A 26,301-nucleotide genomic window follows, 5' to 3' on the forward strand; every position below is an offset into this window, starting at 1 on the left:
CTCCTGATAGAGAAAAAACTCTCTTTTACTATATTCTTGATTCATTATTATTTATTTTTTATTTATCTATCCACAATCATATCCATTTTGCATTGTACAATACCGAGTCTAAATAAAAAAGTTAAAAGGCTCGATTTCTATTAAAAAATCAAAAAGAGTGAGTTTAAACTCACCCTTAGCTTTGCGGTTCCTCTTTATAATCGCACTCCATACACTGAACTTGAACGCCTTTTTTCAATTTCTTTTCAACTAAGAGACTTTCACATTTTGGACAAGCTCTAGCAATTGGTTTATCCCAAGATAAAAAGTCACAGCCAGGAAATTGATCACAACCGTAAAAAATTCGGCGTTTTTTACTTTTTCGTTCAATAATATTTCCATTCTCACACTTTGGACATTTTACTCCAATTTCTTTTACAATTGGCTTTGTATTTCGACAGTCTGGGAAATTGCTACATGCCATGAATTTTCCGTACCGTCCCATTTTAAACACCATTGGACTTTTACATTCTTCACAATCTTCACCAGCTGGTTCGTCTTTAATTTCTACCTCTGCCATTTCTTTTTCGGCTTTTTGTAAATGAATTTCAAAATCTCTATAAAAATCATCAATAATTTTTACCCAATTTATCTTTCCATCTTCGATATCATCTAGTCCTTGTTCCATTTTCACAGTAAATGCAACATCGATAATTTCCGGGAAAAATTCGAGGATTAATTGGTGGATAATTTCCCCTAATTCAGTTGGAATAAACCGTTTATTATCTAGAGCGACATATCCACGTTTTTGAATGGTATCTAAAGTCGGCGCAAAGGTAGAAGGTCGACCTATACCAAGTTCTTCAAGCGTTTTTACCAGTCTAGCTTCTGTGTACCGTGGTGGCGGCTGGGTAAAATGCTGTTTCGGCTCAATGTCCTTTTTAATAACCTCGTCGCCGACTATCAGATTAGGTAACATTTTATCGCGATCTTCTGTTTGATCGTCCGTTCCCTCAACATATACCTTCATAAATCCTGGAAACTTAATCTTAGACCCATTTGCTCTAAAAATTACTTCTCCGTTCTTTAAATCTACACTCATCGTATCCATCACTGCTGAAGCCATTTGACTGGCAATAAATCTCTCCCAAATGAGCTTATATAATCGGAGTTGATCCCTTGACAAAAATTCCTTCATGGATTGAGGAGTTCTTAATGTACTTGTAGGTCTTACTGCTTCATGAGCATCCTGAGAATTTGTTTGTTTCTTTTCCTTTCGAAGAGTCTCAAGTAAATACTCACTACCAAAGGTTGTTTCAATGTATTGGTTAGCTTCTGTTTGAGCAACCTCTGAGACTCGAGTAGAATCGGTTCTCATATAAGTAATTAAACCTACTGTACCTTCTTTACCAAGTTCAATTCCTTCATAGAGCTGTTGCGCAAGCATCATTGTCTTTTTGGCCCGAAAATTTAATTTCCTGGCAGCTTCTTGCTGTAGAGACGAGGTTGTAAAAGGTGGCGCAGGATTCCGTTTTCGCTCCTTTTTAGTAACAGATTGAACGACAAACTTATTCCCTTTCATTTGTTTGAAAATTTCGCCAACTTCAACTTCAGAGTTTAACTCAACTTTTTTTCCACCAACACCAAAAAAGCTTGCTTCAAAGGATTCAATTCCTTTTAGAAAATCTCCATCAATGGTCCAATATTCTTCTGGATTAAAGCTATTAATTTCATTTTCACGGTCAATGATAAGTCGTACAGCAACAGATTGAACGCGCCCTGCACTTAAACCCTTCTTAACTTTCTTCCATAACAAAGGACTTATATTGTAACCAACCAATCTGTCAAGGATACGTCTTGCTTGTTGTGCATCAACTAAATCCATATTGATTGGTCTTGGATGCTTAAAGGATTCTTTAATTGCATCTTTTGTAATCTCATTAAATACTACTCGACAATCTGATGTTACATCAATGGCTAAGCTTTGGGCTAAGTGCCAAGCAATTGCCTCTCCTTCGCGATCCGGGTCGGCTGCCAGGTAGATTTTTTTGGCCTTTTTGGCAGCCATTTTTAATTCTTTTAAAATTGGCCCTTTACCACGAATGGTAATATATTTGGGCTCATAGTTGCCTTCTATATTTACCCCCATTTGACTTTTAGGTAAATCAATTAAATGTCCCATGGAAGCCTTTACTTTATATTTTTTTCCTAAATACCTTTCAATCGTTTTCGCTTTTGCGGGCGACTCCACGATTACTAAAAACTCCGACATCCATTAGTCCTCCTTAGAGGTATTAAAATATCCATTATTATTAACGAAGTAAACAGTCATTGTCAAATTTCTAACAACTTCTTAAGTTTTTTAAAAAAGAATTCATGTGAAGAAAACGTTTTCTTTTTGTCTACTTATCTTGCAAAATGTATGCCATAACTGAAATTTTTTCAACCTTTTTCCAAAAGATTCTTTTAAAACAACGAAAATAATCGATATTTTCACCTTTTTTTAGAAATTATTCTGCTTACTAGCCTATTCAAACTTAAACATTTTTCATCTTAATTCTGTTAGGATATCCTCCCCAGACATCACTAACTTAGCACCTTGTTGGATTAAATCATTTGTCCCTACAGAAGAGGGACCAAAAATACTCCCTGGTACGGCAAATACTTCCCTACCTTCTTGTAAAGCGTAATTGGCCGTAATAAGGGAACCACTTTTTCTTTTAGCCTCTACAATGATAGTGCCTTCACAAAGTCCACTTATTATTCGGTTTCTGGCGGGGAATTGCCATTTTGTTGGTCTCGTATCAGGAGGATATTCAGATAAAATTAAATGTTCACTAGCGAGTCTCTGGGCTAATAATTCATTTTCCTGTGGATAAATATGATTAAAGCCTCCCGCTATAACTGCGATAGTATCTCCACCATTATTTATTGTAGCCCTATGTGCTAAAGTATCTATTCCATTAGCTAGTCCACTTACAATTAAGATATCATGAGCTAATAATGGGGGAAGAATATAATCAATGACATTTTTCCCGTAGGTAGTAGCTTGTCGCGCACCAACGATTGCTAGCTTCCTAGTCTTATTAAGTAGTGAGGATTTCCCCTTAAGGAATAAACACCAGGGTGGTTGGAATATTTCCTTTAACAGTAGTGGATAACAATCATCAAAATAGGTGATCACTTCTATTCCATTGTTAGGATATTGGTTGATTTTATCGTGCAGATAATCAGGAAAGTACTCATACAAATAGAAATTAGATGATGGTTGGTTTGTCGAAAGGGAGAGTGATAATTGTCGAGGATATTGATGGGAGATATTCAACAGCATGGGATCCCGTTTAAGTGTATTGAATATCTCCTTCCAGGTTATGCCTGGAAAATGACAAAGATAAATAAGCTTTTTTCTGAAATCGTCCATATAGAAATCCCTCCAAAAAATATAGAAATAGCCCCTCTTAATTTAGAGGGGACTATGTTAATTCGTGATGTTAGATTTTAGTGTGTTTTACACTTTTCGTATAATCCATTTTCTTTCAATGCTTCAATTAATGTAACGCCCATTACAGATGGAGTGTCAGCAACTTTAATTCCACATTCGTTCATTACGCGGATTTTTTCGTCTGCTGTACCTTTACCACCAGAGATAATCGCACCAGCATGGCCCATACGCTTCCCTGGAGGTGCTGTACGTCCGCCAATAAAGCCTACTACTGGCTTAGTCATGTTAGCTTTTACCCACTCAGCAGCCTCTTCTTCAGCTGTTCCACCGATTTCACCAATCATGATGACAGCATATGTTTCTGGGTCTTCATTGAATGCTTTTAACACATCGATAAAGTCTGTTCCATTTACAGGATCTCCACCAATACCTACTGCTGTAGATTGACCAATACCAGCTTGAGTTAATTGATGAACCGCTTCATAAGTTAATGTCCCAGAACGAGACACAACCCCAACATGTCCTTTTGTATGGATGTAACCAGGCATAATACCAATTTTACACTCATCAGGAGTAATAACACCTGGGCAGTTTGGTCCAACAAGACGCGTTTTCTTACCTTCCATATAACGCTTCACTTTAACCATGTCTAAAACAGGGATATGCTCTGTAATACATATAGCAATATCAAGTTCAGCATCTACAGCCTCTAAAATTGCATCTGCAGCGAAAGCTGCTGGAACATAGATGACAGAAGCATTTGCACCTGTTACTTTAACTGCTTCTTCCAGCGTGTTAAAAACAGGTACTCCTTCAACTTCAGTACCACCTTTACCTGGAGTAACACCACCAACGATTTGAGTACCGTACTCTAGCATTTGTTTTGTATGGAATAGGGCTGTAGAACCCGTGATACCTTGAACAATGACTTTTGTATCTTTATTAATAAATACGCTCACGCCAAATTCTCCTTTCGAAATCCTATTTCACTAATGAAACAATCTTCTGTGCACCGTCTGCCATTGATTCAGCAGCAATAATATTTAGGCCAGATTCGTTTAAAATTTGCTTTCCTAAATCAACGTTTGTTCCTTCTAAACGAACAACTAGAGGTACAGATAAGCCCACTTGCTTCGCTGCTTCTACAACACCAGTAGCAATTACGTCACACTTCATAATTCCACCAAAGATATTAACAAAAATACCTTTTACGTTTGGATCTGATAGGATGATTTTGAACGCTTCTGTTACTTTCTCTGCTGTAGCGCCGCCCCCAACGTCAAGGAAGTTAGCCGGGTCGCCGCCATAATGCTTTACAATGTCCATAGTAGCCATTGCTAATCCAGCACCATTAACCATACAACCAATATTTCCATCTAATGAAATATAGCTTAAATCAAATTTAGAAGCTTCGATTTCTTTTGCATCTTCTTCATCTAAATCACGTAAAGCTAAAATATCTTTATGACGGTATAACGCATTAGCATCAAAGTTTAACTTAGCATCTAATGCCATTACTTTTCCATCACCCGTTACAACTAGCGGGTTAATCTCAGCAATAGAGCAATCCTTTTCAACAAATGCAGTGTAAAGACCCATCATAAATTTAACAGCTTGTCCAACTAGCTCTTTCGGGATGTTGATATTAAAAGCAATACGTCTAGCTTGGTATGCAGTTAAACCTACTACAGGATCAACTACTTCTTTAAAGATTTTTTCAGGAGTAGCTTCTGCCACTTCTTCAATCTCAGTTCCGCCCTCTTCTGAAGCCATTAATACAACTCTAGAAGTTGCACGATCAAGTACTAAACCAATATAGTATTCTTTTTTGATATCGCAACCTTCCTCGATAAGTAAGCGCTTTACTTCCTTACCTTCTGGTCCTGTTTGATGTGTAACAAGTGTTTTCCCTAAAATTTCAGTTGCATATGTACGAACATCATCAAGATTTTTAGCAACCTTAACACCGCCAGCCTTACCCCTTCCACCAGCGTGAATTTGAGCCTTCACAACAGAAATTTGTGTGCCAAGCTCTTTCGCAGCTTCTACAGCCTCTTCAACTGTGAATGCCACTTTACCGTTCGGAACTAGAACCCCGTACTGTCTGAGGATTTCTTTCCCTTGATACTCATGGATATTCATTTCCCATCCTCCTAATCAAACTGTTCAAAAAAATTACTGCGTTTTAATTTTATATAATGACACATACCTTGTCTACCTTAAAGCTCAAAAAATTATCTTTCTTAGGAAATTTCTCAATATAGTATTCCATTCAATCATGATTATTACTAGGTCAACAGTAAACCTTCATTAGTTATTTATTTTTCTAAAAAAGCAAATAAATTTCCTTCATCAAGCAGTAGCTCCTTAATTGGGGAAAAGCTTTTTCTATGAATGGGAGTGATTCCAAACTTTTCAATTGCTTCTAAATGATCTTTCGTCCCATATCCCATATTGTTTTGAAATTGATACTCTGGATACTTGGAAGCATATTCTTTCATCATTCTATCTCTTGTCACTTTAGCAACTATGGAGGCTGCTGCTATTGAAATACTTTTCGCATCACCTTTAATAATTGACTCCTCTAGATACGGCGTATGTAGCTTCATAGCGTCTATGAGCAGTACATCTGGATGTCTATTAAGTCCATGTATAGCGATGTTCATTGCCTTTTTTGTAGCCTCGTAAATATTAATATTATCGATAACCTCGGTCTCAATAATGCCTATCCCAATTGCTTTTGCTTTTTCTTGAATGACCTGATAATATTCATCTCTTTTTTTCTCAGAAAGTTTTTTAGAATCATCTATTCCACTTAAATAAAAATCATTTGGTAAAATTACTGCTGCTGCCACTACAGGTCCTGCTAACGGTCCCCTTCCTACTTCATCAACACCAGCAATCCATTCTTTACCACTACTTCGATATTTATTTTCATAATGATTCATTTCTAGAAATTTTTCCATCGCTTGTTTCTCAAGCTCAATCTTTTTCTCCCAGCGTGTTAATAGATGGATAACTCCCTTTCGATTATCCTTCCTCAGCTCGTTTATCAATGGATGATCATTCGACTTTATTTCTTTTAATATCTGCTCAACTTCAAGTATGGTTTTAGTAGACATGATAAGTTTCTCCTAATTAATCTATTACAAGCGTATCGTTGCAAAAATAAAAGCCCTCTTCACGAGGACTTATTATTCTTCAACTATAAGTATATCACTTGGACTTTCTAATGACACCCGTCCAAATTTTTCTGAGCGCATTTCTCGAACGACTAATTCTGAAACCTTATCATAGTCGACAAGTCCACCGCTAGCTAAACAACCACGTAATTTCCCAATATGTTCATATAGCTGAACTAAGTCATCAGGAATCTCCTTAAGCTTGTACCGTTCTTCTAACGATTTTGGATAACGTTTTTCAAGCATTCTTAAGGAGTAAACAGCAAGCTGCTCCAGATTTAAAATAGTGTCCTTAATAGCACCTGTAACCGCTAATTTCAACCCTACCTCTTGGTCTTCAAACTTTGGCCACAAGATTCCGGGAGTATCTAATAATTCTAACTCTTTCCCAACCTTAATCCATTGTTGGGCCTTTGTTACCCCGGGAGTATTCCCTGTTTTAGCAATGTTCTTTTTGGCTAAGCGATTAATAAGTGTTGACTTTCCTACGTTAGGAATCCCAACAATCATCGCCCGAATAGCTCTTGGTTTCACTATACCCTTCGCCTTCATCCGGTCGAACTTTTCTTGTAAAATTTCTTTAGCAGCGGAAACGATGGATTGCATACCTTCACCAGCATGAGAATTAATCGGTAGAGCTTTAATCCCTTTTTCAGCAAAATATTTGATCCACTCATTTGTGATTCTTACATCTGCCATATCCGCTTTATTTAATAACACTAAGCGTGGTTTATGTTGTGTAATTTCATCAATCATCGGATTTCTCGAGGATAATGGAATCCGGGCATCTAACAGTTCAAAAATGATATCAACAAGCTTTAGCTTTTCCGTGACCTCTCTACGAGCCTTGGCCATATGACCTGGAAACCATTGAATTGTCATAGAACAGTCACCTCCTAAAACGTCTATTTTACGATATGAAAATCTTCTGGTGGCCAATACACAATACTTGTGTTTCCAAGTACCTTCTCCATAGATACAGCCCCAATATGACGACTATCTTTACTAAATCGGCGATTGTCCCCCATTACAAATAAATGCCCTTCAGGTACCGTTTTTTCGCCAATCTTTTCTTCTAATGTAAACGGGTCTGTTAATGGCCCATCTATGACCTGTTTTTTGTATTCATCTAAGTAAGGCTCTTCATATGGTCTCCCATTTATGTACAGTGTATCATCCTTGTATTCCACTGTGTCACCTGGAAGGCCGATAATTCTTTTTATGTAGTCCTTATTTTCGGGTGCATGAAAAACAATGATATCAAAACGTTTAGGCTCTCCTATTTTGTAGTTAAGTTTGTTTACAATCATCCTATCTTGATCATGAAGTGTTGGCATCATGGACAAGCCATCCACAACTATTGGAGCAAAAAAGAAATAACGAATAACCGCCGCAAGCGCTACCGCGATAACAAGTGCTTTTGTCCACTCCCATATCTCACTCTTTTTCTTTGTCATCGTTTTCCCACCATTCTAAGATTAAAATTTCAATTAATACTTATTTTGTAAACAATGAGACATTTAAATAAAGGCTCTTTTCGTAAACTTTGTTGCTAATATTACTCAAATAAAATAAAAAACTACAGTAAAGCACAAAAATTTATTAAAATTACGAAAAGATGCCTCGAAACATTAATATGTAAGGGTTTAGACTAAGTTCGAAAAACTATTATCTTTGCGAAAACAGTCTTATTAAAAAAACTCAAATAAACTCTATAAAAAAAAGGCTTGTTAAACAAGCCTCTCTTTTTGAATAATTATCGAATTTCTTTAATACGCGCTTTTTTACCACGAAGATTACGTAGGTAGTATAGCTTCGCACGGCGAACTTTACCACGACGAATTACTTCTAGCTTCGCGATTTTTGGTGTGTGTACAGGGAATGTACGCTCAACGCCTACACCGTAAGAAACTTTACGTACTGTGAAAGTTTCGCTGATGCCACCACCACGACGCTTAATCACTACACCTTCAAACAACTGAATACGCTCACGAGTACCCTCGACAACCTTTACGTGTACACGTACAGTGTCTCCAGGACGGAAAGCAGGAAGATCAGTGCGAAGTTGTTCTTGTGTGATTTCTTTAATTAATTGTTGCATCGTTTTCAACTCCTCTCAACAGATGCTCTTACACGAATTTACTTGCAGCGGAACATCTAGATACAGACATAGACAAAGATACGCCCAAGTCACAAATAGTATCTTACCATAAGGACAATTAATTATCAATATTTTTTTGAATTTCTTCTAACCATTTTACCTGTTCTTTAGTAAGATCTATTTCCTTAAGCAGGTCTGGTCTTCTAGTAAGAGTTCGGCGAAGAGATTCCTTTGCACGCCATTCTTCAATATTTTTATGATTTCCAGAAATGATAACCTCGGGAACCTTCATCCCCCGAAAGTCAGCCGGTCGTGTATAATGTGGGTGCTCTAATAATCCCGTACTGAAGGAGTCCTTTTGGTGTGATTCTTCATTACCAAGAACTTCAGGTAGAAGTCGAACAACACTGTCGATGATAACCATTGCTCCAAGCTCTCCACCAGTAAGCACATAATCACCGATAGAAATCTCATCCGTCACTAAATGCTCGCGTATTCTCTCATCATAGCCCTCATAATGACCACAAATAAAGATAAGATGTTCTTCCTTGGCTAACTCCTCAGCTTTTTTCTGATTTAAGCGTTCTCCTTGAGGACAGAGTAAGATTACACGGCTTTTTTTCTCCTCATTATTGTTATTGATTGCTTTAACAGCATCAAAAATTGGTTGAGGTTTTAATACCATACCTGCTCCCCCACCGTATGGATAATCATCAACGGTCTGATGTTTATTATCTGAGAACTCCCTGAAATTTATAACATTATAGTGAACAGCTTTTTTTTCTGCAGCTTTTTTTAAAATAGAATGTCCGAGCACACCTTCAAACATCTCGGGAAATAAGGTTAAAACATCAATCTTCATCATGCAAGAAGACCTTCCATCGGTTCAATCAAAATCTTTTTGTTTTTCACGTCAATTTGTTTGACCACAGGCTCAATGAAAGGAATAAGAATTTCCTTACCACCTTTACCTTTAATTACCCAAACATCGTTTGCACCAGGCGTCAGGATTTCTTTAATCTTACCGATTTCCTCTCCACTAATGGTATAAACCTCGCAGCCAATAATCTCGTGAAAATAAAATTCATTTTCGTCTTCAAGAGGGTTCAATTGGCTTTCAGGGATTTTAAGAATCCCTCCCTTAAACTTCTCAACTACATTAATATCCTGGTGACCTTCAAACGTAAGTAAATCAAAATTTTTATGATTTCGATGACTTGCTACCTTCAGTTCTAAAGGATCCTTTTTTCCATCCATAAATAAAAATAACGTATTCCCAATTTTATAACGTTCATCTGCAAAATCCGTACTTGAAATGACACGAATTTCACCTTTTATTCCATGTGTATTTACTACTTTTCCAACATTAAACCAATTTATCATTCAATGATCACCTCTAGCGAATTTCTTGGACAATTCCATCTTTAATGACAATTTCCGCTTGGTTAATTTTATTCCAGCAATCCCCGACTTGGACGTCAATAATTGCTTGGACTTCCTTTTCTTTTATTTCACTACCTAACTCCAAATGGTTAAGCTGGTCAATTTGAAAACTGATCATATTCATTTTTTCGTTTCGTTTTTTTAGTTCATTTTCAAATTGACTTCGAATGTCTTTCACGAGCAATTTACTATTCTTTTCCAGTCTTTTCTGTTCGAATTGAAGCTGTTCACATTCTTTCCGAAGCCTATATAAATTTGACTCAAAGTTATTGAGGAGTTCTTTTTTACTGTTCTCAGTTAATACTTGTTTTACCACGACTGACTGAAGAATTTTCATAAAGGCACCTACAAAAAGCGAAAGCGCCTTGGTCAGCCCCGACAAGCATAAGACAAGCTCTGAAGGAAGGCGTTTTTTGCCTTCATTCAGGGATTGGCTTATGACCCAGGGAAAATTTTCTTTATTTTTCCCTCGAGGGGCTAGGCGCTGCAGCTAGATTTCATTTTATTTTTTATGTAAAAAAAAGAAGGGTTTCCCCTCCTTTTTTTGGCATTACTCGTTGATCTCTAAGAATATTTTCTTTTGCTGTGAGGTTCCTGCCGCATAGACAACAGTTCGTATCGCCTTTGCAACACGCCCTTGCTTTCCAATTACTTTTCCCATGTCATTCTTGTTGACAGAAAGCTGGTAGGTTACGCGAAAATCCTCTTCTACGACATTCACTTGAACATCTTCTGGATGATCTACAAGGGGCTTAACAATCGTTTCGATTAACTGTTTCATATGTCTAGGTTTCCTTTAATTACTTAGAGTTTTTAGCATTATGGAATTTTTCCATGATGCCTTCTTTAGAGAAAAGGTTACGAACTGTATCAGATGGTTTTGCACCATCTTGTAGCCATTTAAGAACTAATTCTTCATTGATTTGAACTGTAGCAGGTTGTGCAACTGGGTTGTAAGTTCCTACTACTTCAATGTAACGTCCGTCACGAGGAGAACGAGAATCTGCTACTACGATACGATAGAAAGGAGTCTTTTTTGCTCCCATACGCTTTAAACGAATTTTAACTGCCATTTTAATAAGCACCTCCGAATAGTTTCACACAAGATAGAATAATAACAGAAATAATATTAGTTTGTAAAGTGTTTTTTCTTTACATCCAATTTTTACTTAAAAATTGTCCAGATATAACGATAAGCTACAAACGTTTTTTTGCTTAAAAAGGTTTGAAAGGTAGTTTAAACCCGCCTTTTTTCTTGCCTTTTTGTTGCATACCCGTCATTTGTTTCATCATTTTTTTCATATCTTCAAATTGCTTTAAGAGGCGGTTAATTTCCGTTACGGAACGACCGCTACCTTTTGCAATTCGTTTCTTACGATTACCATTAATGATTTCCGGATGGATTTTTTCCGCCTTCGTCATCGATTGAATGATGGCTTCAACGTGAGCAATTTGCTTTTCGTCTACTTGAACATTGTTTAGCCCTTTAATTTTATTTGCGCCTGGCATCATTTTCAAGATTTCATCTAATGGTCCGAGTTTTCGAACTTGCCCTAATTGCTCTAGAAAATCGTCAAGAGTAAAGGAAGCAGTTCTCATTTTTTGCTCAAGATCCTTAGCCTTCTCTTCATCCACTGATGCCTGGGCTTTTTCAATTAAAGTTAAGACATCCCCCATACCGAGAATACGGGAAGCCATTCGTTCTGGGTGAAATGGCTCTATAGCATCCATTTTTTCGCCTAGACCGACAAATTTAATTGGTGTATTTGTGACTGCTCGAATCGATAATGCAGCCCCACCACGGGTATCACCATCTAATTTAGTTAACACAACACCAGTAAGACCCAATTGTTCATTAAAGCTTTGGGCAACGTTTACTGCATCTTGTCCAGTCATAGCATCTACGACTAGAAAGATTTCATCAGGCTTTGTCAATTCTTTAATGTTTTTTAATTCATCCATTAAATTTTCATCGACGTGAAGACGACCCGCTGTATCAATTAATACGTAATCGTTATGATCTTCTTTAGCCTTAATAATTGCTTGTTTAGCTATTTCGACAGGACTAACCTGATCCCCAAGCGAGAAGACTGGCATATTAAGTTGTTTCCCGAGAGTCTCTAGCTGTTTAATGGCAGCTGGACGATAAATATCAGCAGCAACTAGCAAGGGATTACGGTTATATTTTTTACGTATAAGATTTGCTAATTTACCGGAGGTTGTAGTTTTACCCGCACCTTGTAAACCAACCATCATAATTACAGTCGGCGGACGATGTGCAGAGGCAATTTTGCTGTTCTCTCCACCCATTAACTCAGTTAGTTCTTCTTGAACAACCTTAACAATTTGTTGACCTGGTGTTAAGCTTTTGAGTACTTCTTGCCCTACTGCTCTTTCACTTACTTTTTTGACAAAATCCTTGACAACCTTAAAATTCACGTCAGCCTCAAGTAAAGCTAAGCGAACTTCACGCATCATTTCTTTTACGTCTGCTTCATTAACTTTGCCTTTACCGCGAATTTTGTTAATTGTATTTTGCAGTCGGTCGGCTAATCCTTCAAATGCCATCAACGCCGCCTCCTAATCTAATTTCTCGAGTTCAGAAACTGCATGAATTATAGCTGAACGAGAGAGATTTTCCATAGCTGATAACTCTTTTAGCGCATGAATTAGCTTGTTTCTATCTTGAAATTTTTGAAATAACAGTAGCTTTTCTTCATACTCTTCTAACATCGTCTCGGTTCGCTTGATGTTATCATATACTGCTTGACGACTAACACTATACTCTTCAGCGATTTCCCCAAGTGAATAGTCATCTAAATAGTAGAGAGACATATAGCTTTGCTGCTTCGGTGTTAACAACGAATGATAAAAATCATACAAATAATTCATTCGAGTTGTCTTTTCAAGCATGCGAGCCTCCCCCTTGTTAAGTGAATAGCCTTTACAATACATAGTTTACACTAACATTTATCAGAGTGTCAAGATTATATCTTTACAGCAAGAAAAGCTGCAGCGCCTTTATCAAGGCGCTGCAGCTAGATCAGACAAAGTGCGATAGTCCGGGAATTATGCCTCTTCCTGGTCAATTAATTCTGAAAATAATCCATAAACATATTTCTCAGCATCAAATTCTTGAAGGTCATCCATCTTTTCACCAAGACCTACTAGTTTTACTGGTATTTTCAGTTCATTTCTTATTGCTAAAACGATTCCACCCTTTGCCGTTCCATCTAACTTTGAAAGAACAATCCCTGATACATTTGTTGCTTCTTTGAAGGTTTTTGCTTGAATTAATGCATTTTGGCCAGTTGTTGCATCTAAAACAAGTAGCACTTCATGTGGGGCACCTGGAACTTCTCGCTCAATCACTTTTTTTACCTTTTCAAGCTCTTTCATCAGGTTAACTTTATTTTGCAATCTTCCCGCCGTATCACATAGAAGTATATCTGCATTACGAGCTTTAGCTGAATGGACCGCATCAAACATTACGGCAGCTGGATCAGAGCCTGCTGCTTGTTTAATGACCTCAACCCCTACACGGTCTCCCCAAACTTCAAGTTGCTCGATCGCCCCTGCTCGGAAGGTATCACCTGCAGCCAATAGTACAGTTTTACCTTCTGATTTATATTTGTGAGCTAATTTACCAATGGTTGTCGTCTTACCTACACCATTTACGCCAACAAACAGAATAACAGTTAATGCATTTTCTTGAATGTTAATTTCAGTTGAAGTTTCGTCAGCTTCTCTATAGATTTCAACCAATTTCTCAGAAATCACGCTTTGAATATCTTTAGAATCTTGGATATTTTTACGTTTTACTTCCATTTTTAATTCATCAATTAGCTGCATCACTGTATCAAAACCTACATCAGCTTGAATAAGTATTTCCTCTAATTCTTCAAAAAACTCTTCATCCACTTTCCGATATCTAGCGACTAGTTCATTAACCTTACTAGAAAAGTTGTCTCTAGTTTTTGTTAAACCTTCTTTAAATTTCTCTGTAACTGTATCGGTTTGTTTTGTAATTTTTTCTTTTAACTTTTTAAAAAAACTCATCTTATCACTCACCTTTAAAATTACTCTACTTGAATTAATTCTTTTGAATCTTCTAATCTAACTGAAACTAGTTTGGAAACACCTGATTCTTGCATCGTTACACCGTATAATACGTCTGCACCTTCCATCGTTCCTTTGCGATGAGTGATGACTATAAATTGATTTTCGATGCTGTACCGTTTTAGGTATTGACTAAATCTGAAGACATTAGCATCATCAAGTGCTGCTTCGACTTCATCTAATACACAAAAAGGCACAGGTCGAACCTTTAATATTGCAAAAAGTAATGCAATAGCAGTTAATGCTCTTTCACCACCGGATAAAAGCCCTAAATTTTGAAGTTTTTTCCCTGGTGGTTGAGCAATGATTTCGACACCTGTGTTCAGTAAATCATCAGGATTTGTAAGCTTTAATTCTGCATGTCCACCTCCAAAAAGCACTTGGAAGACGGGTTCAAAATGAGTACGAATACATTCAAAAGTTTGCGAAAAACGCCTTTTCATTTCCTCATCCATTTCATCAATGACTTGAAACAAGGTATCCTTTGCTTCCTGAAGGTCCGTTTTCTGTTCCAAAAGAAATTCATATCTCTCCGATACACGATCATATTCATCAATGGCACCTAAATTAACGGTACCAAGCTCAAGAATTGCAAGCTTAATTAATTTTACCTTTTTACGTGCATCCTCAATAGGGATTTTTAGTGGATATTGCTCTTTTGCACTCTCAAACGAAAGCAAATATTCCTCACGAAGATGCGCAAACTTATTTTCTAATTCAACATCAAGGCGATTCAACTTCACTTCTTCATCCTTTAATGCCTCGACAAGTCCCCTGTGAAGTCGTTTTAACTCTTTAACCTCAAGTTCAACCTCTTCCAAACTGCCATTTAAATGATGACGCTTTTCCCTTCGAAGGGAGATTAGATTAATGGTTTCATTCTTATCTTGTAGCTTTTTCTTAGCAGCCAATTCTAATTGTTCTTCACCTGAATGGCTATTCGTCATTTCAGAATTTAATATTTCCAAATCTTCCGTATATGTTGTTAACTTCTCATTATTTTCGATTAATTGGGAATCTATTAATTGTAATCTTTCCTTAGAATGAGTAAATTGTTCATTAATAGCTGCATAGGAAACCTTTAAATCATTAATGACTTCTACTAAAGTTTCTTTTGATGTTTTTTCGGTTGTCCGTTGTTCGTTCAAGTGATCGATTTGTTGATCTAATTGTGATATTTCGAGCTCATTATTCATTAACTTAGTTTCTAATTGATCTTTTCTACTTTGTAGCAAACTCTTTTCTTCTGAAAATTGTCTCATTTCAATATCGTAGGAAGATAGCCGTTCATTAATGTTCTTTTCTTCCACTTCAAATTCTCGAAGGTTCCCCTTAATGGTTTGTTCTTTTAAACGAAGTTGTTCACCGTTTTTCCTTTGTGCTTCTAAACGCTGCTCGTTAATTTCTATATCCTGCTTTAACTTTTTCACTTGATGTTCAAGTGATGTGGTTTTATCATTCATTTCAATTAATTTTTTCTTTAAATCTTCTAATTCACCTTTTCGAGATAACAGAGAGGATGATTTTTGTTTCAACGCCCCGCCAGTCATAGATCCACCAGGATTAACAATATCACCATCTAAGGTAACTAGACGAGCGCGATATTGAAGAAGTTTCGCGATTTCATTTGCTCCTTTTAGATCCCTTGTAATCACAACAGTTCCTAATAGATTTAAAATAACTTCTTCAATCCTTGAATTATATTGAATTAGGTCTGTCGATATCCCAACAAAGGAGGAGTGCCCTTTAATCATTTGAAGCTGTGTGCTCGAAAGTGATTTTCCTTTGATGATAGTTAAAGGTAAAAAGGTGGCCCTTCCGTACGAATTCTTTTTTAAAAATTGGATAGCCAATCTACCACTTTCTTCATTCTCAACTACAATATGCTGCATGGCTCCACCTAAAGCCGTTTCAATCGCCAATTCATATTCCTTTGGCACCTGAATCAATTCAGCAATCGCACCCTCGATCCCTGTAAGCTTATTACCTCTAGCTTTTAATACTTCTTTTACACCTTGGAAGAATCCAGAAAAATCATCTTCCATTTCTTCGAGCATTTCTTTACGTGATTTTGCTTGCTGAAGGAATTGATAAGCTTGGTACAGAGTCTTTTCTAGGTTTTGATAACTTTGTTTTAATGACTCCAACTTTTTTTTACTATCTCGAAACGAGAGAACCTGCTCTTCAACTTCTTTTTGGATATTAATTATTGACGAATGAAGTTTACGTTTATTTTCTTCAATTACTTCACGTTCAGCTAAATATTTTTCGTTATCAGCAGCAAGCTTTGATGTTCTTTTACTTTGTTGCTCTAACTGTTGGATAATATTTTTAATTTCATTTTTAGAGCTCGCTTGATCATTGAGCTTATCTATATATTCACTTTTTAAGATTTCAATTTTTTCTTCAATGTTTTCACTGAATAACTTAAATTGTTCTCTATTTTCGTTCAAACGATTAAGTAAACTTTGTGCTTCTTTTTCAAGGTTAAGCACAATACTTTCCTGCTCTGCTTTTTGCTGATTTAAAAGCTCCAGTTTTTCTGAAAACTCTAAAATGTTCATTTCAAGTTGAAACCTATTTTGAGAAGCATTTTTCTTCCGTTCCTTTAATACTTCTTTTCGTCCCTCAAGCTTCTCAAGTTCTTCACTAGAATGAAGCAAGATAGATTGTAATTCTGTTATCGACAAATCAAGTGTACTGATTTGGTCTCGTATTTCCTGGTTTTGCATTTCCTTATTTTGAAGTTCTTCGGCAAGCTTGACCTCATCGTTTTTATGCTGTTCAAATTGCTTTGTTAGAGTTTGCCAGGTCAAATGTATTTCTTCTATTTCATAGACAGTCAAAGCAACTTCATATTTTTCTAATTCGTCCTTTTTGTCTAAAAATTCCCTTGCCATAGAAGCTTGTATTTTTAACGGTTCCACTTGACCTTCTAGCTCATATAAAATGTCTTGGACACGATTTAAATTTTCTTGTGTTTCTGTTAATTTACCTTCTGCCTTTTTCTTTCTAGTTTTATATTTTAAGACACCTGCAGCTTCTTCAAATATCGTACGCCGCTCTTCTGCTTTACTATTTAGGATTTCTTCTACTCTGCCCTGACTAATAATTGAAAAGGCTTCACGGCCTAACCCAGAATCCATAAATAAATCAACGATGTCCTTTAAACGACTAGGCTGTCTATTAATTAAATATTCACTGTCACCAGACCGGAATACACGTCTAGTAACACTAACTTCACTATACTCAATTGGTAAGGTGTGGTCTTCATTATTTAGCGTCAAGGTTACTTCAGCAAAATTTAAAGATTTTCTTGAATCACTACCTGCAAAAATGATGTCCTCCATCTTTCCACCGCGGAGTGACTTAGCTGATTGTTCTCCTAAAACCCAACGAATTGCATCTGTAATATTGCTCTTCCCACTACCATTTGGACCAACAACGGCAGTGACTCCTGGTACAAATTCAACCACACTTCGTTCTGCGAACGATTTAAAGCCAACGACTTCCAATCGTTTTAAAAACATACCGTTCCTCCTTCCCCAAAAATATATTAGCTATTGTTATGATCTTTTGTTTTTAATTTTTGTAGAGCCATTTGGGCAGCATGTTGTTCAGCCTCTTTTTTTGATCGTCCCGTACCGATTCCAAGTTCCTTACCATTTAATGCGACTTGAGACACAAATTCACGATTATGTGCTGGACCGATTTCTTGAAGAATTTGATATTCAAGCGTCCCCATCCCATCTCGTTGGACTAACTCTTGAAGTTGACTTTTAAAATCCATCACATGAGAAAAAGCACCGGCATTAATTTTGGGGTAAACGTTTTGTTCTAAAAATTCAATTACCGTTTCAATTCCTTTATCTAAATAAAGTGCTCCAATAAAAGCTTCAAAAACATCCGCTAATAGGGCAGGTCTTTCCCTCCCACCAGTCATTTCTTCTCCTTTTCCAAGAAGAATCAACTGACCAAATGAAAGCTCGTTTGCGAAGGCGACAAGAGATGGCTCACACACAATAGCTGCTCTTAACTTAGTTAATTCACCCTCACTCATCGTCGCGTACTTTTTATAAAGGAATTGTGAAACCGTTAACTCTAATACAGCGTCACCCAAAAACTCAAGCCGCTCATTATCTTCAAAGGGCTTTCTGCGATGCTCATTCACATAGGATGAATGAGTAAATGCTTGCTTTAATAATTTTTCATTTGAAAATTGAATTGCAATTTGTGCCTGAAATTGTTTAAATAACTGATCCTTTGAGCTTTTTGATAGAAAATCCCTACCATTTTTACGCATTCTGCTCACCTTACTTTCTGATTCCATAAAAACAATTTTAAAAAAACCTAATGAAAAAGGCAATTCGAAATAGAATAAAGCTCCGTTCAATAAACGGAGCTTACATGAAGTCTAACGATTACAGTTTGCTTTGTATGTAAGTTACAGCGTCACCGACTGTACCGATTGAAGCAGCATCATCGTCAGAAATTTCCATATCGAACTCATCTTCTAATTCCATTACAAGTTCAACTACATCTAGGGAATCTGCACCTAGGTCTTCCTTGAATGAAGCTTCTAATTTCACTTGTGATTCTTCAACGCCTAAACGGTCTACAATCACCTTTGTTACTCTTTCTAAAACCTCTGCCATGCTCGTTCACCTCCCCTCAAGCCATTATAGTAGATTTTTCTAAAAGAATAAAGTCTGGTTTTGCGTTTTCGAATTGTCCAGCTCCAGCGGCTAGCCCCTCGAGGTCATAAGCCACTCCAATATAGAAGGAAAAAGCACCTTCTATATTGGAGCGACTTATGCTTGTCGGGGCTGTTCGAGCCGCTTCCGCTTTTCGTTATCACATTACCATACCACCATCTACATGAAGTGTTTGTCCAGTCATATAGGCACTATCTTCTGAAGCTAAGAAGGATACTACTGTTGCAATGTTTTTTGCTTCTCCAAAGCGCGCCAACGGAATTACCTTTAACATCTCAGCTTTTACTTCATCAGTCAATTTATCGGTCATATCAGTTGTAATAAAACCAGGAGCGATTGCGTTTACAGTAATATTACGTGATGCTAATTCCTTTGCCGTCGTTTTTGTTAAACCAATGACTCCAGCTTTAGCTGCAACGTAGTTCGCTTGACCTGGATTACCACTAACACCAACAATAGAGGCAATATTAATAATGCGACCAGAACGTTGTTTCATCATTTGACGAGTTACCGCTTTAGTAGTGAGGAAAACACCCTTCAAGTTGATGTTAATAACATCATCCCATTCATCATCCTTCATCCGCATTAATAAATTATCTCTTGTAATCCCAGCGTTGTTAACCAAAATATCTAATTTACCGAAACGCTCGATCGTTTCCTTTACCATTGAAGTAACGTCTTCGGAATTCGATACATCACATTGTACAGAAAATGCATCTCGTCCCATTTCTTTTATAAGGTCAACTACTTCATTTGCCTTAGCCTCACTACCAGAGTAGTTTACTGCCACGTTTGCTCCAAGTCTAGCTAATTCAAGGGCAATTTCTCTACCAATCCCACGAGATGCACCTGTAACAAGGGCAACTTTTCCTTCTAATTTCATCGTGTTTCCTCCTTTAAGGCTTCAATAGCTGCATGAGCGCTTTCTATATCTGAAATAGCATAGGTTTTAACGGTTTTATCGATTTTTTTCACTAATCCAGATAAAACCTTCCCTGGTCCAATTTCGATAAAGGTTTCGACACCTAATTCAATCATTTTTCGAACAGAATCCTCCCATTGAACAGGTGAGTACAATTGTTCTACTAATTTTTCTTTAATCATATCCGCATCTGTTATTGGCTCAGCCATTACATTAGCAATGACAGGAATTTTCGCCTCAACGATGTTCATTCCGTTTAATACATCTTTAAATTTTTCAGCTGCTGGCTTCATTAAGGAGGAATGGAATGGACCGCTAACGTCAAGAGGGAGTGCGCGTTTAGCACCAACTTCCTTTGCCTTTTCGGATGCAAGTTCTACTCCTTTTCTAGATCCAGAAATAACGATTTGCCCAGGACAATTTAAATTGGCTAATTGAACAGGAAACCCTTCCTCGGTTATCTTTTCTGTAACTTCTGCTAATGGTTCACGGTCCAATCCAAGAATGGCAGCCATAGTACCTTCTTTGTTTGGAACAGCCGCTTCCATAAATTCTCCCCTTTTACGAACCGCATACACAGCTTCTTCAAAGGTAAATGCTCCAGCTGCAACAAGGGCAGAATATTCACCTAAACTATGTCCAGCGACATAATCTGCTTGTATGTTTGATTCACGAAAGTATTCAAGTATCGCGATACTAGTCGTTAACAAAGCTGGCTGTGCATTAATAGTAAGTGTTAATTCCTCCTGTGGCCCATTAAAGATCAATGAAGATAGTGAAGTATGAAGAGTCTCATCTGCTACCTTAAAATAAGCCGCACTCTTTTCATTATTTTCTGCTAATTTTTGTCCCATCCCTACTGTCTGGGACCCTTGCCCCGGAAAAATAAATGCAATTTTCCCCATAACAACACCCCTTATTTAAATCGTTTCATTCGGTTTTTCAATTGCTTTCTTAATTAGTGGTGTAACGTCTTGATCAACCATTAAGCTAGCTTGTTTTATTGCGCTAAAAATGGCTTGCGCATCAGAAGAACCATGTGCTTTTATAACAGGTGCTTTCAACCCAAAAAGACCTGCACCACCATATTCGGAATAATCCATTTTATTTTTTAATTGATATAAATCTGGTTTTAACACCGCAGCTGCAAGTTTACTTTTTATGCTACTAGTTAAAGCCCCTTTTAACATTTTAAAAACGGAGAGTGCCGTTCCTTCAATTGTTTTTAACACCATATTTCCAGTGAAACCATCTGTAACGACAACATCGGCCACACCTTCTAGCAAATCACGAGCTTCCACATTGCCGACAAAATTGATAGGTGCTCCTTTTAACAATTCGAACGAGTGCTTCGTTAACTCATTACCTTTTTTCTCTTCGGTACCTATATTTAACAAACCAACACGTGGATTTTGTATCCCTCTAACCTTTTCACTATAAATGGAACCCATAATGGCATATTGTAGGAGGTGTTCTGGTTTAGCATCGACATTTGCACCAACATCAAGAAGTAAAAACCCTTCGCCACCAATTGTCGGTAAAGTCGGCGTTAAGGCAGGACGTTCAATTCCTTCTATTCGACCAACTACAAACAAACCTGCTGCCATAAGAGCTCCTGTATTTCCAGCAGAAATACAGGCATCTGCTTTCCCATCAGCAACTAGTTGAGTTGCTAGGACCATGGAGGAATTCTTTTTTCTTCTGACCGCTCGTACTGGTTCATCCGTTCCTAGAATTACCTCTTCTGTATGTAAAACATCAATTCGTTCTTTATTTGTTAATAAGGGATTTATTTTTGTTTCATCCCCCACAAGTGTTATATGTAAATTTGCAAAATGGGAAATAGCTTTCATAGCCCCTAAAACAATTTCTTTTGGAGCGTTATCTCCGCCCATTGCATCGATGGCGAGTTTCATATTAATCAAATCCTTTTAACTATTTTTGGAACGAAACATATCAAAATTCCCTGTAAAGACAAGTTCATTATTAACAAAACTATTTACTTCGACCTGAGTTCTGCCACTTTCCTGTTCAATCTTTACCACTCTAGCTTTTGCAATCACCCGTTCATGTTCTTTTACTAAACGTTTAAACTGAATATTTGATTTAGCCGTCAATGCTAGTTCATCGTTAATTACTGCAACGGCTAATGAATTTGCTTGAGCGAATAAATGGTGACCACGGGCAATTTGATTTCGTTTAAAAACATGCTCTTCTTTTACATCAAATATGGAAATAGCACTATGATCTAACTGTATATCAATAATCTCCCCAATTATTTCTTCAATAGGCAGAGATCTCACTTCATTTTCAAAACGTGTTTCAGCTACTGTTTTAATCCGTTCCCTAAGTTCTGGAATCGAGAGCTCTAACCGGTCTAATCGGATAGTTTGAACACTAACAGTAAATTTATCAGCTAAATCTTCATCTGTAATAAAAGGATTCTCCTTTATTGTTTCAATCAACATTTGTTGACGTTCTTTTTTATTTAGTCTCATTATTCTACACCGTCCGAGATATTATGACTAGGTACTAATAGTAGTATAAAAGTAAAAAAAGCAGATTGCAAGAAATTCATTTGAACTTTGCATCTGCTACTGTTATTAAACTATTATTTTTATATTAATCTAATTTTTCTCCAGTAAGTATACCTGATAGCTGTAGATAGCTTCTTAATGGTTGATATTCGTCCGAATGCCAAAAGTTATTCGATTGAATTAGTTTTGCCGCATCATCTCGTGCTGTTTCCAGTGCTCTGTAGTCGTGCACCATGTCAGCAATTTTAAATTCAGGAAGGCCACTTTGTTTTCTACCAAAAAAGTCACCGGGTCCCCTCAATTCTAAATCTTTCTCACTTAGAACAAAACCATCATTTGTTTCGGACATAATTTTCATTCTTTCTTTACCAACTTCTGTTTTCGGGTCAGCAAGTAAAATGCAATAGGATTGTTCACTTCCCCTGCCGACTCGACCTCTTAGTTGATGTAGCTGTGATAGACCGAATCTTTCAGCATCATAAATTAGCATAAAGGTAGCATTAGGTACATTGACCCCCACTTCAACTACTGTAGTTGAAACAAGTACTTGCCTTTCATTTTCACTGAATGCTCTCATAACTTCTTCTTTTTCAGAACTAGACAATCTTCCATGCATTAGCCCAACTTGATAACGGTTGTGGAAATGGTTGGTTAAAATCGCATGAACATCTATTGCATTTTGGACATCTAATTTTTCTGATTCTTCTATTAATGGACAAATCACATAAGCTTGTCTACCCTTTACAAGTTCCTTTTCCATAAACCCTAATACCCGATCTAGCATATCCTGCTTTGCCCAGTAGGTTTCAATCACCTTTCTACCAGCAGGCATTTCATCTATGATAGAAACATCCATTTCTCCGAACACTGTAATAGCCAAGGTTCTCGGAATAGGTGTCGCAGTCATGAACAATACATCAGGACTTTCACCCTTTTCACGAAGAATCCTTCGCTGCTCCACTCCAAAGCGATGCTGCTCGTCCGTGATGACAAGTCCAAGGTTTTTGAATACGACTTCATCCTGTATGAGTGCATGTGTCCCAATAAGGATGTCAACTTCTCCTAGCTCTAATTTTTCGAGAATTCTTCTTCGCTCTTTTCCTTTTACCGAGCTTGTAAGTAACTCACATTGAATGTTCCATGGGTTAAATATTTCACGTAGGGATTCTGCATGTTGTTCGGCGAGAATTTCGGTTGGGACCATTAGCGCTCCTTGAAAACCTGCATTAACCGTTGCATACAAACAAATGGCCGCAACAATCGTTTTACCAGAGCCTACATCCCCTTGTAACAGTCGATTCATTCGAACCGGAGATTTAATATCGGTTAAAATTTCATTTATTACTCTTTTTTGGGCATTTGTTAGCGGAAATGGAAGATTACTAATAAACTCTTTTAATTTATTATTTTCAAATTTTTGTGAAATCCCTTTAGAATTTTCGCGTTCAAACTTTCGAAGAGCCTGCATTTTTATTTGGAATAACAAAAATTCTTCATAGACAAATCTTCTTCGTGCTTGTTTGACATCTGTCTCTGAAAGAGGAAAATGTAAGGCCCTTAAGGCATCCCGACGATTCAATAGCCGATACTTCATTAACAAATCTTGAGGTAAATTTTCTTCAATGTTAGCCCCAAATTGGGATATAGCAAGCTGGATGAACCGCCTTAGCCCTTTTACCGTTAAACTTCCCTTAATATGGTAAACGGGTTCGAACTCCTTTTTTTGCGAATTACCCGCTTTTTTCATCTCGTTGGCGGTAATGGTTTGGCGATGCTGATCCCATTTACCCGTCACTGTAATCGGGGTATTTATTTCCATATTATTTTTTAAATATGGCTGATTAAAAAAGATAACATTGATTAAATACCTATCCACTAATACACGTACAGTTAATCTAGATCTCTTTCGACCATAGTACATAAGAGAAGGCTCACTATGAACCTTCCCTTCAATCGTCACTTTTTCATCATGCTTTACATCTGCTAAATCTCTTATTCGATAATCCTCGTATCGATAGGGAAAATACTCTAATAAATCCTTAATAGTATAAACCTTAATCTCTGTTAAAGCTTCAGCGGTTTCTTCACCAATACCTGTAATGGCGGTTACAGATTGATTAATTTCTTGACTCATTTTTTATCTAAAGGAATACCAAAAATTTTCGCTTCTAAAGCACGACCCGTCGGTGTTGCCGCCAAACCCCCTTGAGCAGTTTCTTTTAAAGCAGTTGGCATAGATTGCCCAATTTTAAACATGGCTTCAATAACTTCGTCACAAGGGATACGACTAGATATACCCGCTAATGCCATGTCAGCAGCAACCATTGCATTTGCTGCACCCATTGCATTTCGTTTTACACATGGAACTTCTACTAATCCTGCCACAGGATCACAAACAAGGCCAAGCATATTTTTCAACGTAATCGCCATCGCTTCAGCACATTGTTGAGGGGTTCCGCCAGCCATTTCTACAATAGCCGCTGCTGCCATTCCAGCTGCTGATCCTACTTCTGCTTGACAACCTCCCGCTGCTCCTGAAATCGAAGCATTATTTGCAACTACAAATCCGAATGCCCCAGAAGTAAATAGAAATTTCACCATTTCTTCACGTGTAGGGTTTAATTTATTTTTGACTGCAAAGAGAGTTCCTGGAACAACTCCAGCAGACCCAGCTGTTGGTGTTGCACAAATAGTACCCATAGCTGCATTTACTTCATTTGTAGCAACAGCTTTGCTAACAGCCTCTAATACGGTTTGTCCAGAGAGAAAATTACCCTTTTCAATATACTTTTGCATTAAAACAGCGTCGCCGCCTGTTAGTCCAGAATGAGATCGAACACCTTTAATTCCTTTTTCTACCGCTTCTTCCATGACAACAAGATTCCGTTCCATTAGACCCATTATTTCTTCACGTGTAGTCCTACGTACTTTCATTTCTTGTTCAATCATAATATCTGAAATTTGTTTATTTTGACTCACAGCTAACTCAACTAGCTCTGCAACATTACGAAACATACTTATTCCCCCTTATTTTAAAAAGCGAAAGCGCCTTGGTCAGCCCCGACAAGCATAAGACAAGCTCTGAAGGAAGGCGTTTTTTGCCTTCATTCATGGAGTGGCTTATGACCTCGAGGGGCTAGCCGCTGAAACTAGACTCAGCTAGATTTTAATCAACAATTTTTGTTACCCTAAGAATATTTGGAAGCTGTTCAATTTCACTTAAGACAAAATCCTCAATATTGTGGTCAACCTCAATGGTCATTAACGCAAGCTTACCAACTTCCTTACGGGAAACTTCCATATGTCCAATATTAATTTCATGTTTAGCAAGAACACTAGCTACATTCGCTATTGCCCCAAATCTATCATTATGAACAACTAATATCGCAGGGTGATGGCCAGAAAGCTTTAATTCAAAACCATTTAATTCAATAATTTCAATCTTACCGCCACCGATGGAAATTCCAACTAATTCAAGTTCTCCTTGATCATCACCAATAAATACTCTAGCTGTATTCGGATGGTCTGTGATAGCATCTTCTTCTACAAAACTTATCTTCATCCCTTTTTCAGTTGCAATATCTATAGCTTTAATAATTCTTTCGTCATCTGTATCAAAATCTAGTATTCCACCGATTAAAGCCACATCTGTCCCGTGGCCTTTATAGGTTTGTGCAAAAGATCCATATAATGAAATGGATGCCCATTTAGGTTCACGACCGAAGATACTTCTAGCAACTCGGCCTATTCTTGCTGCACCTGCAGTATGTGAACTTGAAGGTCCAATCATAATTGGGCCAATAATATCAAATACACTTTTATATTTCAAAGGTTTCTCCCCCTATGCCATCTTTCATACTT

The 26,301-nt window shown here is 37.3% G+C and carries 26 protein-coding genes; all 26 read right to left on the bottom strand.

Translation table 11 applies throughout. The annotated features are described in order from the left end of the window. Window positions 1-175 precede the first annotated feature (175 nt). Window positions 176-2,251 (bottom strand): type I DNA topoisomerase, encoded by a 2,076-nt coding sequence (topA, locus tag LRP83_RS05565; protein WP_230495690.1) that lies wholly within the window; start codon window positions 2,249-2,251, stop codon window positions 176-178. Between the two features lie 276 nt (window positions 2,252-2,527). Next, window positions 2,528-3,400: a DNA-processing protein DprA gene (gene dprA, locus LRP83_RS05570; protein ID WP_230495691.1), complete on the bottom strand. Its 873-nt coding sequence runs from the start codon at window positions 3,398-3,400 to the stop codon at window positions 2,528-2,530. 77 nt (window positions 3,401-3,477) lie between these two features. Next, window positions 3,478-4,380, bottom strand: coding sequence for a succinate--CoA ligase subunit alpha (gene sucD / locus LRP83_RS05575; protein WP_230495692.1), 903 nt, complete (start codon window positions 4,378-4,380; stop codon window positions 3,478-3,480). Between the two features lie 22 nt (window positions 4,381-4,402). Beyond that, window positions 4,403-5,563 carry an ADP-forming succinate--CoA ligase subunit beta gene (sucC, locus tag LRP83_RS05580; RefSeq protein WP_230495693.1) on the bottom strand — a complete coding sequence of 387 codons (1,161 nt, stop codon included), beginning with the start codon at window positions 5,561-5,563 and terminating at the stop codon, window positions 4,403-4,405. 176 nt (window positions 5,564-5,739) lie between these two features. Beyond that, window positions 5,740-6,543 carry a ribonuclease HII gene (gene rnhB, locus LRP83_RS05585; RefSeq protein ID WP_230495694.1) on the bottom strand — a complete coding sequence of 268 codons (804 nt, stop codon included), beginning with the start codon at window positions 6,541-6,543 and terminating at the stop codon, window positions 5,740-5,742. 72 nt (window positions 6,544-6,615) lie between these two features. Next, window positions 6,616-7,485, bottom strand: coding sequence for a ribosome biogenesis GTPase YlqF (gene ylqF / locus LRP83_RS05590; protein WP_230495695.1), 870 nt, complete (start codon window positions 7,483-7,485; stop codon window positions 6,616-6,618). Window positions 7,486-7,508: 23 nt separating this feature from the next. Then, a complete protein-coding gene (gene lepB / locus LRP83_RS05595) occupies window positions 7,509-8,060 on the bottom strand; it encodes a signal peptidase I (protein ID WP_230495696.1) in 552 nt (183 codons plus the stop codon). 299 nt (window positions 8,061-8,359) lie between these two features. Further along, a complete protein-coding gene (gene rplS, locus LRP83_RS05600; protein ID WP_160720849.1) occupies window positions 8,360-8,704 on the bottom strand; it encodes a 50S ribosomal protein L19 in 345 nt (114 codons plus the stop codon). Window positions 8,705-8,822: 118 nt separating this feature from the next. Continuing rightward, on the bottom strand, window positions 8,823-9,566 hold the full coding sequence (gene trmD / locus LRP83_RS05605; protein ID WP_230495794.1) for a tRNA (guanosine(37)-N1)-methyltransferase TrmD: 744 nt from the start codon (window positions 9,564-9,566) through the stop codon (window positions 8,823-8,825). Further along, window positions 9,566-10,087 (bottom strand): ribosome maturation factor RimM, encoded by a 522-nt coding sequence (gene rimM, locus LRP83_RS05610; RefSeq protein WP_230495697.1) that lies wholly within the window; start codon window positions 10,085-10,087, stop codon window positions 9,566-9,568. Before rimM ends, trmD begins: the two co-directional genes overlap by 1 nt. Window positions 10,088-10,100: 13 nt before the next feature. Continuing rightward, a complete protein-coding gene (locus tag LRP83_RS05615; protein ID WP_230495698.1) occupies window positions 10,101-10,484 on the bottom strand; it encodes a YlqD family protein in 384 nt (127 codons plus the stop codon). A gap of 213 nt (window positions 10,485-10,697) precedes the next feature. After that, entirely contained in the window at window positions 10,698-10,928 is a 231-nt protein-coding gene (locus LRP83_RS05620; RefSeq protein WP_230495699.1) for a KH domain-containing protein, read from the bottom strand. Window positions 10,929-10,947: 19 nt separating this feature from the next. Beyond that, the gene (gene rpsP / locus LRP83_RS05625) at window positions 10,948-11,220 is read right to left on the bottom strand and encodes a 30S ribosomal protein S16 (protein ID WP_230495700.1); all 273 of its coding nucleotides are present in this window, start codon (window positions 11,218-11,220) and stop codon (window positions 10,948-10,950) included. 142 nt (window positions 11,221-11,362) lie between these two features. After that, on the bottom strand, window positions 11,363-12,715 hold the full coding sequence (gene ffh / locus LRP83_RS05630) for a signal recognition particle protein (protein ID WP_230495701.1): 1,353 nt from the start codon (window positions 12,713-12,715) through the stop codon (window positions 11,363-11,365). Between the two features lie 12 nt (window positions 12,716-12,727). After that, window positions 12,728-13,060: a putative DNA-binding protein gene (locus LRP83_RS05635; RefSeq protein WP_230495702.1), complete on the bottom strand. Its 333-nt coding sequence runs from the start codon at window positions 13,058-13,060 to the stop codon at window positions 12,728-12,730. A gap of 156 nt (window positions 13,061-13,216) precedes the next feature. Continuing rightward, window positions 13,217-14,206 carry a signal recognition particle-docking protein FtsY gene (gene ftsY / locus LRP83_RS05640; RefSeq protein WP_230495703.1) on the bottom strand — a complete coding sequence of 330 codons (990 nt, stop codon included), beginning with the start codon at window positions 14,204-14,206 and terminating at the stop codon, window positions 13,217-13,219. A gap of 20 nt (window positions 14,207-14,226) precedes the next feature. Continuing rightward, complete coding sequence (gene smc, locus LRP83_RS05645) at window positions 14,227-17,796, bottom strand: chromosome segregation protein SMC (protein ID WP_230495704.1); 3,570 nt, start codon at window positions 17,794-17,796, stop codon at window positions 14,227-14,229. A 26-nt stretch (window positions 17,797-17,822) separates the two neighbouring features. Further along, window positions 17,823-18,569 carry a ribonuclease III gene (gene rnc / locus LRP83_RS05650; RefSeq protein ID WP_230495795.1) on the bottom strand — a complete coding sequence of 249 codons (747 nt, stop codon included), beginning with the start codon at window positions 18,567-18,569 and terminating at the stop codon, window positions 17,823-17,825. A gap of 118 nt (window positions 18,570-18,687) precedes the next feature. After that, window positions 18,688-18,921, bottom strand: a complete 234-nt coding sequence (gene acpP, locus LRP83_RS05655; protein ID WP_230495705.1) for an acyl carrier protein — start codon at window positions 18,919-18,921, stop codon at window positions 18,688-18,690. A gap of 199 nt (window positions 18,922-19,120) precedes the next feature. Beyond that, on the bottom strand, window positions 19,121-19,864 hold the full coding sequence (fabG, locus tag LRP83_RS05660) for a 3-oxoacyl-[acyl-carrier-protein] reductase (protein ID WP_230495706.1): 744 nt from the start codon (window positions 19,862-19,864) through the stop codon (window positions 19,121-19,123). Then, the gene (fabD, locus tag LRP83_RS05665; RefSeq protein WP_230495707.1) at window positions 19,861-20,808 is read right to left on the bottom strand and encodes an ACP S-malonyltransferase; all 948 of its coding nucleotides are present in this window, start codon (window positions 20,806-20,808) and stop codon (window positions 19,861-19,863) included. The genes fabG and fabD overlap by 4 nt, the downstream gene beginning before the upstream one ends. 15 nt (window positions 20,809-20,823) lie before the next feature. Then, window positions 20,824-21,819, bottom strand: coding sequence for a phosphate acyltransferase PlsX (gene plsX, locus LRP83_RS05670; RefSeq protein ID WP_230495708.1), 996 nt, complete (start codon window positions 21,817-21,819; stop codon window positions 20,824-20,826). Window positions 21,820-21,834: 15 nt separating this feature from the next. Next, window positions 21,835-22,401 (bottom strand): transcription factor FapR, encoded by a 567-nt coding sequence (fapR, locus tag LRP83_RS05675; protein ID WP_230495709.1) that lies wholly within the window; start codon window positions 22,399-22,401, stop codon window positions 21,835-21,837. A 124-nt stretch (window positions 22,402-22,525) separates the two neighbouring features. Next, window positions 22,526-24,574, bottom strand: a complete 2,049-nt coding sequence (gene recG / locus LRP83_RS05680; protein WP_230495710.1) for an ATP-dependent DNA helicase RecG — start codon at window positions 24,572-24,574, stop codon at window positions 22,526-22,528. Beyond that, window positions 24,571-25,455 (bottom strand): L-serine ammonia-lyase, iron-sulfur-dependent, subunit alpha, encoded by an 885-nt coding sequence (gene sdaAA / locus LRP83_RS05685; protein ID WP_230495711.1) that lies wholly within the window; start codon window positions 25,453-25,455, stop codon window positions 24,571-24,573. Before sdaAA ends, recG begins: the two co-directional genes overlap by 4 nt. Window positions 25,456-25,606: 151 nt before the next feature. Then, window positions 25,607-26,269, bottom strand: a complete 663-nt coding sequence (gene sdaAB / locus LRP83_RS05690) for an L-serine ammonia-lyase, iron-sulfur-dependent subunit beta (protein WP_230495712.1) — start codon at window positions 26,267-26,269, stop codon at window positions 25,607-25,609. Between the last annotated feature and the right edge of the window lie 32 nt (window positions 26,270-26,301).

The sequence above is a fragment of the Pseudoneobacillus rhizosphaerae genome (assembly GCF_917563885.1).
Lineage (GTDB): Bacteria > Bacillota > Bacilli > Bacillales > Cytobacillaceae > Pseudoneobacillus > Pseudoneobacillus rhizosphaerae.